Raw genomic sequence first — 13,038 nt, forward strand, 5'->3', positions numbered from 1 at the left:
CGATGCTTCAGCAGTCCCGCCAATTGTTTCAAAACGGCCCGGGCTTCACAACCGTCTTGTTCACTGGCTCACGCCGCGAGGCCGCAGGAATTGCCTTGTGAGGCGCGCCGCCGCGATTTACCAATGGCGCATGCAGAGCCGTCTCCCGCTTTCGGTCGCGCTCATCACTTTGAATGAGGAGGCCAACCTGCCGCGTTGCCTGGAGAGCATACGACCTCTGGCGGCGGAAATAGTGGTCGTGGATTCCGGTTCAACGGATCGCACTGAAGAAATTGCGCGTCACGCAGACGCGGTATTTGTTTCACAGACCTGGCAGGGTTTTACGCGGCAGAAGAACTCCGTGCTCGAGCGTTGCACTCAACCGTGGGTGCTGTGCCTGGACGCGGATGAGGCGGTGTCGCCAGAACTGGCCACGGCCATCCGGCAGGTGTTGGCGGGCAAGACCGCCGCGAATGGCTTCCGGTTGAACCGGCGCACCTCCTACCTCGGGGATTGGATCTGGCACGCATGGTATCCGGAATGGTGTCTTCGGCTGGTGCGCCGGGAGACGGCGCGCTGGACCGGGGCAGATCCTCACCCGCATTTGTTGGTCACCGGTGACACGGAGAAACTGGAGGGGGACCTGCTCCACTACTCCTACGCGAATTTGCAGAGTCATTTCGAGCGCAACATCCGCTATGCGCGGACCTCGGCGGACAGTTTGGCCCAGGCCGGCCAGCGCTGCCGCTGGTATCACCTGGCTATTTCACCCTGGCTCGCGCTGGGCAAGCGGTTGGTCTTGAAGCAGGGATTCCGCGATGGTTGGCGTGGCTGGGTCATTGCCTATTCGGCGTTCCTGGGCGTTCTCGCCAAGTATGCGTTTCTGTTTGAGAAACAGGTGCAAGCTCGGCACGATCGCCAGGTCACGCGCACTCCACCGGCGAATAAATCACCTGGCCCGAAATCCTCCGAGCCGGCTTGAGGACCGGTTGGACCGCTCGCGGGAGCGGTTCAATGCGACAGTGCTTCGTGTGGAGTGTCGCTGGCAAAAATACCCTGCCGCGCCGCCATGTCCGCAAAGGTGCCCCGGCGCCGCAACAACTCGTTGAAGCCGCCGGATTCCGCAACGCGCCCCCCGGCCAGAACAATAACGCGGTCCATCGCTGCCAGCGTGGAGAGCCGGTGGGCCACGCAAATCACGGTACGATGTTCGGCTAGTCGGTCAATCGCAGCCTGCACTTCGGCTTCCGCCTTGGAATCCAGCGAGGCCGTCGCCTCGTCGAGCACAAGGATCGGCGCGTTACGCACAAAGGCCCGCGCCAGGCAAAGGCGCTGGCGTTGCCCACCTGAGAGGGTGACGCCCCGCTCGCCAATGCGCGTGTCGTAACCTTGCGGCATGGCGGCGATGAAGTCGTGCGCGAACGCGGCCTTCGCCGCAGCCTCGATCTCCGGCCGGGTGGCACCCGCTTTGCCGAGACCAATGTTCTCCGCGACGGTCATGTCGAACAGAACAACGTCCTGGCTGACAAGCGCCATCAGCCGGCGCAAGTCGGCACAAGCAACCTGGCGGAGGTCGAGGCCGTCAACGCGGATCGTCCCTGCCGTGGGGTCGAAGAAACGGAACAGCAGATTCACCAGTGTGCTCTTGCCGGAGCCGCTTTCCCCCGCCACGCCCAGCTTTGTGCCGCGCGGCACTTCCAGGTTGAGGTCATGCAGCACCGGTTCGCGCCCGTAGGTGAAGTTGACGTTCTCAAAGGTGATGCCCCCGTGGAATTCGCGCAATGGCTTGGGCTCGGCCGGGTCCTTTACGGAGGGCTGTTGCTGGAGGATGTGCAACAGGCGATTCACCCCGACGGCGGTTTGCTCGAAGAACACGTGGATGGCGGCCAGTCGTTTGACCGGCGTATAGAAGAAGATCAATCCCGTCAGAAAACCTACCATGTCCGCCACGGGATGGTTCTTGTAAGCGATGTAGATCACCAGCAGGCCAAATCCAATCACCGAGACGGTTTCAATGATCGGGTTGATAAGCTCCTTGGCGCGGATGCCTTTCATGTTCTGCCGCACAATCTGTTCCGAATAATGGCGGAACCGCCCGACCTGGAGCGCTTCCAGGCCGAACGCCTTTACGACCCGGATGCCGGAGAGGATTTCAAGCAGCAGGCTGGACTGGGTGATGCCGACCTGGGTGCCGGCCCACGCGGCACGCCGCGCCTTTTTGCCCAGCACAAATACAGGAATGATGCATGCCGGGAAGAAGACCATCGCGGCCAGCGTTAATCGCCAGTCCAGCACGCACAATGCTCCCAGCACGCCAATGGCCGTCATCGGCTGCTGGATCAAGTCCGCGCAACCGACGCGCAGGCAGCGCTGCAGGGTGGCGGTGTCGCCGTTGACGTGCGTAATCATGTCGCCCATGGTGGCGCGATTGAAGTAGTCCAGGGATAGGCCGTTGAGCTTGGTGAGCACGTCGGTGCGCAAGTCGTTCACCACCTTTTCGCCCACCCACGCCATGCAATAAGAACTCAAGTAGCCCATGATGCCCCGGATAGCGACCAGCGCGGGAAAGATCAGCAATCCACCCAGCACCTGCCGCCAATCCACGGGCCGTCCCGCATAAGGGAGCCATGCATCAACCCATCGGTGGGTTTTCTCCTCGAGTTGGGCCTTCACATCGTCGAAGAACCGCTCTTGCCTGGGCTGTTTCTGCTTGAGCTCGACCTGGGTTTCGGTTTGAGGCGCCATGCGGCCGATGAGCGTCTTGGTGCCCCAGACGAAGCTGGCGTTGGACATCCCGAACAAAATGCCAAACAGCACACCCCCAGCCAGCCGCACCCAGTAGCGTCGCAGGTACGGCAGGCCGAAGCGCAGCACTTTGAGGATGTTGTTCATCGCGTTGCCATATGGTCCTGACTTTGCGGATGGAGTCAATCCGTTTGAGGTCGCGGTTCCGAGGGGCGCATTCTCCATCACAATCCGGACCTGGGACCGCACCGTTTGTTGAGCTTTCCGGACAAGGGAGTTTTTCAGTGACGGCCAGGGGTGTTCCTGTTAAGAGCATGGGGTTCCGTAAGCGACCGAGCCAATGCATCTTGCGCTGATTGATTGGGTAATTATCGCCGTCTATCTCGTCGGCTGCATGACGGCCGGAATCTGGATGCGCCGGTATGTGCGGGGGGTGGAGGATTTCGCGGTGGCCGGGCGGACGATGGACCTGAACCTGGGGATCGCGTCGCTGGCCGCCACCGAACTTGGGTTGGTGACCGTGATGTACACGGCGCAACTGGGGTTCACCAACGGCTTTGCGGGCGCAACGATTGGGGTGCTCATTGCAACGGCGATGTACTTGGTGGGGCGGACGGGCTTTGTGATCGGACCGCTGCGGCGGGCGGGGGTGATGACCATTCCCGAGCTGTTCCAGAAGCGGTTCGGCACAAAGGTCCGGTGGCTGGCGGGTTTGTTCATCGTCCTGGGCGGAGTATTGAACATGGGCATCTTCCTGCGGCTGGGAGGCGAGTTCCTGGTCGCGGCGACCGGCATGCCGGCGCATTGGCTGGAGTGGGTGATGACAATCCTCTTAAGCATGATCCTGCTCTACACCGTCCTGGGGGGGATGCTGTCGGTGCTGGTGACCGATTACCTGCAATTTATCGTAAAGGGCATAGGGATTGTGGTCACGTCCATTCTGGTCATTTCGAGCGTCGGGTGGGGCGACCTGGTGCGGGGCCTGTGGCAGTGTTGGGACGGTTCGGGTTCGGCCTCAGGCCAACTCCTCCATGCGCATCCGTTTAATCCGTTTCATGCGAGTGGCTTCGGCTGGGGCTACATCCTGTGGCAATTTGTCCTGGCGTTCGCGGCGACGACGACATGGCAGACGCAGATTTCCCGCGTCCTCTCCGCGCGAGATGAAGAAACCGCCAAGCGGATGTATCGGCGGACGGCGTTTTACTTCGTCGGCCGGTTTGCTCTGCCGGGTCTTTGGGGAGCGGCGGCGCTGGTGTATTTCACGCAGCACGGGGGCTTGCCCGAAACGTTGCAAGGGCTGTCCGCCAATGAAGCGAGCCTGCGTGCAACACCGGCTTACCTGGGCCTGTTGCTGCCCACTGGTTTCATCGGCCTGCTGCTGGCGGCGGCGCTGGCGGCCGAGATGTCCACGGACAGCGGCTACCTGCTGACCTGGGCGACGGTGATCTACAACGATTTGATCTCGCCGTGTGTGAAGCGGCCACTGTCGGCGGCAGCGCGGCTGTTGATTACGCGGGCGCTGGTTCTGGGCATCGGTGTGTTTCTGCTGTTCTACGGGTTGTGGTACGAGTTGCCGGGCAACGCGTGGGATTACCTGGCTGTGACCGGCAACATCTACCTGGCAAGTGTGTTCACGTTATTGGTGGCGGGGCTGTATTGGCGGCGCGCCACGACGCAGGGCGCCTATGCCGCGCTGCTGCTCGGGGCGATCGGCCCTCTCACCTTCCTGATCGTGAACATGCTCGTCCTGAAGGCCCGGCTGTTGAGCGCCCATGCGCCCGCAGTGCCTTCCCTGGCGCAGGAGTGGTTGCTGCAATTCAGCCAATTCTTCCCGAACGCAGAGCCTATCAGGCCGGAACTGGCGGGGGCGTCGTCGTTTGCGCTGGCGTTTCTCGGGATGCTCGTGGGATCACTCCTGTCGCGCCGGCCAGCGGGAGGTTCGCCTAACCCGCCGGAGGCAGTCGCATGATGACTTTCTTCATCGTATTCTGGAGTGTGATGATCTTTGCATCCATTGCGTGGTATGGCTTCCTCATCTTTTATGTCGGCTTCAAGGGCGGACGGGAGATCCGGGCGATGGTCCAGGCGTTCGAACGGCGCGACGGGAAGGCAGAAAAGCGGTAGATTCAGGGCGTGAACGAGCCGTTGTTTCCATCGGGACCCTGGACGGGTTTCTACAACTACTACCCGGGCGACCGGCACCGCATGGACCTTGCACTCACCTTCACCGCCGGGCTCATGAACGGTGAAGGTGTGGATGACATTGGCCGGTTCCTCATCAAGGGCTGCTACGACGGGGCCAGCCATGAGTGTTATTGGACCAAGAGCTACCTGGGCGCACACGATGTATTCTATCGCGGCTTCCGGGAGGGCAAAGGGATCTGGGGCACGTGGGAAATTACCATCCAGTACCACGGCGGTTTTCACATCTGGCCCCGCCAGGCAGGCGAGGGACGGGTGGAATCGGCGGAAGCAGAAGCACCGGTTGATGCCGTAGCTACCCAGGAGGTTCCGGCACAACCGTCCACTGTGCCGGCGGCGCAGTGTCCAGCCGTGGTTACCCCGTAGGGCAACGGTTCTTCCGGTGCGCGAGCTGGCTTGACTGGAGGGGAACGTGGCTGGTATTCATAGCCGCGAGTTATGGATGTGCTGCTGCTCTCACGGATACAATTCGCGCTGACGACGGCGTTCCATTACCTGTTTCCGCCTTTGAGCATCGGGCTGGGGCTGTTGCTGGTGATCATGGAGGCGGTGTGGCTCAAGACCCGCAATCCGCTCTACCACCAGATGGCGCGGTTTTGGACGCGGGTCTTTGCGCTGACGTTCGCCATCGGGGTGGCGACGGGAATAGTTCTGGAGTTTGAGTTTGGCACGAACTGGGCGACTTACTCGCGGTATGTGGGGGATGTGTTCGGCAGCGCGCTGGCGGCGGAGGGGATATTCGCGTTTTTCCTGGAATCGGGCTTCCTGGCGCTATTGTTGTTCGGCTGGGACCGCGTCCGCCCTGGCGTTCATTTCTTCGCCACCTGCATGGTGTGCCTGGGAGCGCATTTCAGCGCGATTTGGATTGTGGTGGCGAACTCCTGGATGCAGACACCGGCAGGATTCCACATCGTGGGAGAAGGTTTGCGTGCGCGGGCGGAGATTACGGATTTCTGGCAGATGGTGTTCAATCCATCGTCCATGGACCGGTTGCTGCACGTGCTGTGCGGGGCCTGGCAGGCCGGGGCATTTCTGGTGGTGAGCGTCAGCGCGTGGTATTTGCTGAAGCGGCGCCACGAAGCGTTCGCGCGGGCCTCCCTGCGGCTGGGGTTGGTGGTCGGCATGGCGGCTTCCCTGCTGCAGTTGGTGAGCGGGCACAGCAGCGCGGCGGGCGTGGCACAAAACCAACCGGCCAAACTGGCCGCCTTTGAGGGGCGGTATGACACGCGCGCCAAGGCGCCGCTAGTCCTGGCAGGTTGGGTGGACGAACAGAACGAGCGATTACTGTTCAGCCTCGAAATCCCCGGCATGCTGAGCTGGCTGGTCCATGGCGACGCGTCGAAGCCCGTGACTGGCCTGCGCGAGTTCAAGCCGGAAGACCGACCGCCGGTCAACCTGACGTTCCAATTCTATCATATTATGATGGCGACGGGGCTGGGGATGATTGTGGTGGCGGGGCTGGGTTTTCTGTACTTCTGGCACGGGTCGCTGTTTGAAAAGCGCTGGTTGCTGTGGCTGCTGACGCTGTCGGTGCTGGGGCCGCAAATTGCCAACCAGAGCGGCTGGTTCGCCGCCGAGGTCGGGCGGCAGCCGTGGATCGTTCACGGCCTGCTCAGGACGTCGGACGCGCTCTCGGCGGTGGTAACAGCGGATACGGTGCTGACGGCAATCATACTGTTCAGCCTGGTCTATGCGCTGCTGTTTGCCGTGTTCTTGTATTTGCTCAATGACAAGATCCAGCATGGACCGGACGCGGCGGATCTCACGCCGAGCGGGAAGCTGGCATTACCCGAAAGGCACGCATGAACGCTGGCGATCTTGATCTGAATGCCGTCTGGTTCATCCTCATTGGGGTACTGTTTACGGGTTACGCTATGCTGGATGGGTTCGACTTGGGCGTCGGCGCGCTGCACCTGTTCACCAAGAACGACGAAGAGCGGCGCGTGATGCTCAATACCATCGGGCCGGTGTGGGACGGGAACGAGGTGTGGCTGGTGACCGGCGGCGGCGCACTGTTTGCGGCATTCCCGATTGTCTATGCCACAGTATTCTCCGGCTTCTACATGGCGTTCGTCCTGTTGCTGGTAGCGCTGATCTTTCGGGCGGTGGCCATCGAATTCCGCAGCAAGCAGCCGATGCGCTGGTGGCGCCAGATGTGGGACATCGGTTTCAGCGCCGGGAGCGTGCTGTCGAGCCTGCTGATCGGGGTGGCGATGGGCAATATCGCCTGGGGCATCCCGATTGATGACCGGGGCGAATTTGCCGGGACATTCTGGAGCCTGCTGCAACCTTACCCGTTGCTCCTGGGCGTGACGACCGTGGCGCTGTTCACGATGCACGGCGCCATCTACGCGCTCATGAAGACCGAGGGAGCGCTGCACGACCGGCTGCGCGGGTGGATCAACAACTGCATCATCTTCTTCATCATCTGCTACGCGGTGACGACGATGGCGACATTGCTCTACGTGCCCCACATGGCCGCGCGGGTGCGGGGCAGCCCGTGGCTGTTCAGTCTTGCTCTGGTCAACATGCTGGCGATCGCCAACATCCCGCGTGAGATTCACCGGGGTCGGGACTGGCGGGCGTTTCTCTCCTCGTGCGTGGCGATGATAACCCTGATGAGTCTCTTCGGCCTGGAAATGTATCCCAACCTGGTGCTGAGCAATCCCGAACAGGCCAACAGCCTGACCATCTACAACGCCGCCTCGTCACCCAAGACGCTGAGCATCATGCTGACCATTGCGGCGATCGGTCTGCCCGTGGTGTTAGCCTACACGGTGAGCATCTATTGGATCTTCCGGGGCAAGGTGCGTCTCGACCGGATGAGCTACTGAGGCCAGCCCGAAGACCGAGGGCGGCTGGAGTGCCCGCAACGGCTAATGGGCCGGCTTGCGGGCAGCCTTGTATTCGGCGAGGACGGCAAAAAACTTGTTCGCGTCCGGGTCCTGCGGGTTGAGGAGCAGGCGCTGCTTCATGCGGAGTGTTTCCAGTTCGGTGGCGTCTTCCTGCTCCGCCACAAAATAGAGGGGTTTGCCGCGGTCGCCGTAAATGGCGTAGCAATACCAGTTCATTATGAACGGCTGGCCGCTCTTGCGGTAGTTCCAAGTCTGGCCATGAAAGACCTCGCGGTTGTGGAGCTTGGACTTGAGCGCGCGCAGGAGGTTGCGGTCGGTATGTTTGCCCTGCAGGATGCGCGGGGTCTTGCCGCTGATGTCGGCCCGGTCATAGCCGGTGATCTTCAGCCAGGCGCGGTTGACATAGATGATGCGCGGGCCGGTGGGGCCGACCAGGTTCACATCCGTAACCATGATCCCGTGATGCAGGTTCTCCAGGACAATCAGCCAATCAAACTTCAGTTGCATAGTGTAAAACGAGCGCATTGCCCCGGTGCGGGGCACGTTGCTGTCCATCATAGCGCATAAAGCAGTCCCCGCCAACTGACGGACGGACGCGCCTACTCAAGGTCAATCTCAATAAGGCTGAGGTGCCGGGGAGATTTGAGATAGGCAAAAACCAAATCCATGCCATGGCAGCGCCCGTTCCAGACGGTGCTGCTGCCGCCAGATTCCTTGAGGCCCAACTCCTTGATGGCGGTGAGTTCCGGCAAAGCCATGTCCGCGCGGATCACCCGATCCCCCAATTTGAACGCGCCCACAAAAGGGGAAGTGGTGCCATTAAGGCCGCCGGTGGCTTCGCAATCCAGAACGAGGCTGTTGGTTCCCGCACCCGGCAAGGAGTAGACCAGGAGTCCCCGGCTGTCGTAGGCGTAAATCGTCGCCCCCGTCTGCGCCACTTGGTTTGTTCGGTTCGGAACGCCAAGCAGGTCGTGCAGGACCGACAGAAGATTAGTCCGGGTTACGAGGTTGCTGCCAATGCGCAAGCCGCCCGCCTGCAGCTCCAGCACCAGTGGCGCGGCTAAATCACTCCGGCTCGCCGGGGCCGTTTCCGGCGGCGCAACGGGGGAAATCTCGCCAGTCTTCGGTGTGGTTGCCGCCGGCTCCAGTGGGGGAAAGGCATCGTCCTGATATCGTTGGTAGAGGATGAAAGCCACTACCATGAGAACCAGAATGGCAGGGATAATCAATACCCGCGCTAGGAACGGCGACTTACTGCCGCCCGCTTGGGGTTGTGATTCAGCGGGTTCGCTGCGGGGTTTGGCGGCCGGGACCGGCGCGGGCTCAGGCTGGGTAGTCTCCGATGACGTGCGGGCAGACCGTGAGCGCCGGCGCAAGTTGAGCTCCGGCGGCAAAGGTGATTGAACGGTCACCTTCCTGCCGCTGCGCAGGTCAGCCACGAGCAAGGCGGCTTGGCCCGGGTCAACACCCCGCTGGGTCAGTGCCCGAATGACCTCCTCATCGGATCGTTGGTCAGCCAAGAGCCTGGTAGCCAATGCGATATCTGTCTGTAAGATGTCGTGTGTCATTCCCGCTGCGAATCCCTATATACGTACGCCGGTGCCAAGGCAAGCCGGCAATTTGAACACGTTGATATACGATGGCGTGAAGCTGTCAGGCGACAAACGGGCGTTCGACCCGGCAAGGCGTTCTGGACGCAATCCCTCAGCAATGTGAAGTTTCCCCGCAACTCCGCCAGCGCCGCATCCCGGTTGGCCAACGTCGTTTCTCGACTAATTGCCGCATTCCATTAACACAGTCCCCGATTTGTGGACCATGTACCTACGCTAGCGGCAACTGGCGTTATGTCCATTTTTGAGACAGTGGTGGTTCCCGAGCACAGCCTCCACAGCCGGATTTGCCGGTGTGATAACGCTGTGATACCCGTGATGGCCCAGTGTGTATCCCATGGGGATCGCTCCCCATGGGATGCACACCGTAGCCCCGCTGGATTGCCGCCGTCTAATCGCCGTAATTGGCCTTGGCCTGGACTAGCTGTCGGCGGGCGTGACCGAGTACGGCCGAACGGCGTTGCAGTCCTTGCGCCTCCTTGACAGCCGAGACGATTGTGCCAGTTACGGGCCAAGGTGGGATTTCACATCATGGACAGGCAATAAGTTGGTGGAATTGCAGAGCCACGGACCGTGAAATGCCTTTTTTCACCCGAAATGCCCCGATTTTGCCTTGAGAACCGCCCTTCCAGAGGGCCGGAAATCCTTTTGGGGACCGGTCCTACGCCAAACCCGCCCCTCAATTTGAGTTGGCCGTCGGGCTGCGCGCCGGCCAGCGCGGTTTACGGGGCCAGCTTCAAGTGGGTGATGCGGAAGATGGCACCGCGGGGTTCGTTGGCGAGACACTCCACTTCCCAGCCGTGGGCCAGCACGATCTGTTGGACCACGGCCAGGCCCAGGCCAGTGCCTTGCTTCTGGGTGGTGACATAGGGCTTGAAGATCTCCGCGCGGCGTTCGGGAGAAACGCCGGGGCCATTGTCGCGCACCTCGAGCGAGGCCTCCGTGGCATTCTGCCTGGCGGCGACGATTTGAATCTCGCCCGCGCCATCCACGGCCTGGATGGCGTTGAGCACCAGGTTGAAGAGCGCCTGCCGGAGCAATTGTTCATCGGCTTCGACGCTGAGCTGCTCTCCCTGAATCTGCAGGCGGATCTGCTTCTCCTCCAGGTCGTAGTTCAACGCGTGGACGATCTCATTCACGGCGGAGCCGAGGGCCAGCTTGGCGCGGCGGACCTCGCGCGGGCGGGAGTAGTTGATGAATTCGTTCAATTGCGCGGCCACCTTGTCGGCTTCGGCGATGATCTCGCGCGACTTCTTCTGAAGCTCCGCCGGAGTGCCCGGTTGCTTGGAAATCATCTGCGCCAGCCCGCGAATGATGTTGAGCGGGTTGCGGGTCTCGTGGGCCAGCCCGGCGGCGGCCAGGTTCATCCCCTTGAGGTGCGTGTTCATCTCGCTGGCGCGCACCAGGCGGAGTTGCAGGTCGGAGGACTTCGCAAGATTGTGCCAAGCCAGGCCGGAACCCAGGACGGAAACCGTCGCCAGCACCATAATCAGCGTGCGGAGCCACAAGTCCTGGTTGGCCGCCGCCTGGAGCCCTTCGGTGGACATGGTGAGAACCAACCCGTGCAAGGTGCGCTTTGCAACCAGGGATTGGACTTCGTTCTCGTCCAGGCCCCGCAGCCAGAACGGACGGCGGGAACGGCCGCCGAGTTCGCGTGAACGGCCTTCCCGTCCGCCAGGAGGAGTTTCGTTCATGGCCGGACGGGGAGGTTCCTCCGGGGGCATCGTCTCTGGCGGCGGCGGCGGACCGCGCCGCGAAAACTCTCGGCCGGGCTCGCTGGGCCGGTTGGTGAACCCGGTCAACGGCAGGAGCAAGGTGTTCGTGATCCCTTCGGTGCTCAGGCTGGAGCCGAGGTCAACCGGGTTGACCAAAGTGACGCTTCCGGCACCCCAATGCTCGCCCTCCTGCAGGAAGTCCTCTCTTTGCAGATCAATCGGCCTGCCGGCGGAAGCCACGGGCTGGTTGGTCGCATTGAGCAGGACAATGGAAAGAAGCTCGCTCGACTTGATGAGTTCATTGGTGCGGCCATGGATCAGTTCATTGAGCACCGGCTCGAGGCGCTCCTGCGGGATCACTCCCCGGAATCGCATGCCGCGGATGATCGCGCTAAGGGTGTTCGCGATGTCCTTGGAGCGGTTGCGCAAGCTGGTCTTGGCAGCCTCCCTGACGCGGTGATGCTCCTGGATCTGCCAGCCCAGAACCAGCACCCAGAGGGCGCCCAGGAAGCCGTACACAAACAGATTGCGTCGAGTCAGTTCCATGTATTGGCGTGCGGACGAAGTCTGGAGTGCTGTAATCCCACAGGAACGACCGGCCGCCAGGACCGGCTGATTTCGGCTGGCAAGCTCAGGAGCCTTGCGGGGAAGCCCCCGGTGCCTGGTTCCCGGGCCGCTGCTTCGAATCCGGCGCCGACTTCGACTTCGGCAGCTCATCCAGGAACTTGTCAAGCTCCTCTTCCGTCAGTCCTTTTGATGCGCCCGAACGCTGCCTCTCGCGCGCCGACAAAGCCGCCAGTTCCCCCGGCGCCTGGACGATGTGCGGGGTTAGGAAGATGAGCAACTCACTCTTGCTATCCGCAGTTTGGCGCCGCTTGAACAGATTCCCCAGCAACGGAATATCCCCCAGCAAAGGTATCTTGGTATCGGTCTTGGCGTTAGAGGTCCCGATCAGCCCGCCGATGATCACCGTCTGCCCGTCCGCCGTGACCGCCACGGTGTCGGCGGAGCGAATGTCAATGACCGGCGCAGCGACACCGGCAGAAATTGGAACCGTGAGGGTCTGATCAATAGACGAAATCTCCGGTGACACGATCATCTCCACTAAACCATCAGCGGTGATGAATGGCGTCACGTTCAGAATGACCCCCACGTCCTGGTAAGTCACCGAGTTAATCGCATTACCAAAGTTGTCATAGCGAACGCTGGTGATCAGCGGCACCTGTTGGCCAACGGTGATAGTTGCCGGCTGGTTGTTGCGGGCCAGGATGGACGGGCGGGACAATACCTTGGCCTTTCCAGCCTGCGCAATGGCCCGCAGCGTGACCTGATAGTCCGTTCCGAGAATCTGGTACAGGCCGGCTCCCTGCTGCGTCATCGGCGAGACGGGATTGAACTGGTTGAATGGTTGTCCGAACCGGTTTAAGTTCGTCCCCGCTGCTGTGCTGAGCCCCGAAAGCCCGTATCCGTTGACGGCGGCTGCGTCGGTTATGGTTCCATCCATGCCCTGCCTGCCCCAGCCGCCCTCGATGCCGATGTCCGAGGCGTTGTTGTACTGAACTTCCAGGAACACGACCTTTATAAGCACCTGAGGTTTGGGGCGGTCCAGGTTGGTAAGCACCTGGGCCAGGGCCTGGGCTGTCGCCGTGTCGGCAATGTACACGACACGGCGCGTCTCCGGGTCAACGGAGAAGTAGGCGTCCCCGATGGTAGTGTTGTTGGGATATTGGCGGGCGGTGGTGCCAACGCTGGTGCTGGTGCTGCTGCGGGTTGTGCCGCCGAAGCCGCTGCCGGTGATTCCGCTGCGCTGTTGGGCGCTGACGGAAAGGGTTGCGCTCAGGCCTGCAGCCGCCAGGACCGACAGGCACCTGCGCCAGTTCGAATGAAGATTCATATTCATAGCCTTGCTATTCCGGTTGTCGGAGTTGCGTT

The 13,038-nt window shown here is 61.6% G+C and carries 11 protein-coding genes; 6 read left to right on the forward strand and 5 right to left on the reverse strand.

Going from position 1 to position 13,038, the window contains the following annotated elements; translation table 11 throughout:
- Positions 1 to 97: 97 nt before the first annotated feature.
- A complete protein-coding gene (locus P5205_06140; GenBank protein HSA09934.1) occupies positions 98 to 961 on the forward strand; it encodes a glycosyltransferase family 2 protein in 864 nt (287 codons plus the stop codon).
- A gap of 29 nt (positions 962 to 990) precedes the next feature.
- On the opposite strand, the gene P5205_06145 is transcribed toward P5205_06140, so the two are convergent.
- The gene (locus P5205_06145) at positions 991 to 2,871 is read right to left on the reverse strand and encodes an ABC transporter ATP-binding protein (protein HSA09935.1); all 1,881 of its coding nucleotides are present in this window, start codon (positions 2,869 to 2,871) and stop codon (positions 991 to 993) included.
- Between the two features lie 193 nt (positions 2,872 to 3,064).
- On the opposite strand from P5205_06145, the gene P5205_06150 reads away from it, so the two are divergent.
- The 5 genes from P5205_06150 (at position 3,065) to cydB (ending at position 7,760) form a co-directional block, all read left to right on the forward strand.
- Positions 3,065 to 4,693 carry a sodium:solute symporter family protein gene (locus tag P5205_06150; GenBank protein ID HSA09936.1) on the forward strand — a complete coding sequence of 543 codons (1,629 nt, stop codon included), beginning with the start codon at positions 3,065 to 3,067 and terminating at the stop codon, positions 4,691 to 4,693.
- Positions 4,690 to 4,848 carry a hypothetical protein gene (locus P5205_06155; GenBank protein HSA09937.1) on the forward strand — a complete coding sequence of 53 codons (159 nt, stop codon included), beginning with the start codon at positions 4,690 to 4,692 and terminating at the stop codon, positions 4,846 to 4,848. The genes P5205_06150 and P5205_06155 overlap by 4 nt, the downstream gene beginning before the upstream one ends.
- A 9-nt stretch (positions 4,849 to 4,857) precedes the next feature.
- Entirely contained in the window at positions 4,858 to 5,292 is a 435-nt protein-coding gene (locus tag P5205_06160; protein ID HSA09938.1) for a hypothetical protein, read from the forward strand.
- A gap of 72 nt (positions 5,293 to 5,364) precedes the next feature.
- Positions 5,365 to 6,732 carry a cytochrome ubiquinol oxidase subunit I gene (locus P5205_06165; GenBank protein HSA09939.1) on the forward strand — a complete coding sequence of 456 codons (1,368 nt, stop codon included), beginning with the start codon at positions 5,365 to 5,367 and terminating at the stop codon, positions 6,730 to 6,732.
- Positions 6,729 to 7,760, forward strand: a complete 1,032-nt coding sequence (gene cydB / locus P5205_06170) for a cytochrome d ubiquinol oxidase subunit II (GenBank protein ID HSA09940.1) — start codon at positions 6,729 to 6,731, stop codon at positions 7,758 to 7,760. Before P5205_06165 ends, cydB begins: the two co-directional genes overlap by 4 nt.
- Positions 7,761 to 7,802: 42 nt before the next feature.
- Here cydB and P5205_06175 read toward each other — a convergent pair whose 3' ends face one another.
- The 4 genes from P5205_06175 to P5205_06190 all read right to left on the reverse strand — a co-directional run bounded on the left by P5205_06175 (position 7,803) and on the right by P5205_06190 (position 13,000).
- Positions 7,803 to 8,288, reverse strand: coding sequence for a PAS domain-containing protein (locus tag P5205_06175; protein ID HSA09941.1), 486 nt, complete (start codon positions 8,286 to 8,288; stop codon positions 7,803 to 7,805).
- 92 nt (positions 8,289 to 8,380) lie between these two features.
- On the reverse strand, positions 8,381 to 9,301 hold the full coding sequence (locus tag P5205_06180) for a hypothetical protein (GenBank protein ID HSA09942.1): 921 nt from the start codon (positions 9,299 to 9,301) through the stop codon (positions 8,381 to 8,383).
- 812 nt (positions 9,302 to 10,113) lie between these two features.
- Complete coding sequence (locus P5205_06185) at positions 10,114 to 11,652, reverse strand: ATP-binding protein (protein ID HSA09943.1); 1,539 nt, start codon at positions 11,650 to 11,652, stop codon at positions 10,114 to 10,116.
- An 85-nt stretch (positions 11,653 to 11,737) separates the two neighbouring features.
- The gene (locus P5205_06190) at positions 11,738 to 13,000 is read right to left on the reverse strand and encodes a hypothetical protein (GenBank protein ID HSA09944.1); all 1,263 of its coding nucleotides are present in this window, start codon (positions 12,998 to 13,000) and stop codon (positions 11,738 to 11,740) included.
- Positions 13,001 to 13,038: the final 38 nt, after the last annotated feature.

The sequence above is a fragment of the Candidatus Paceibacterota bacterium genome (assembly GCA_035452965.1).
GTDB lineage: Bacteria > Verrucomicrobiota > Verrucomicrobiia > Limisphaerales > UBA8199 > UBA8199.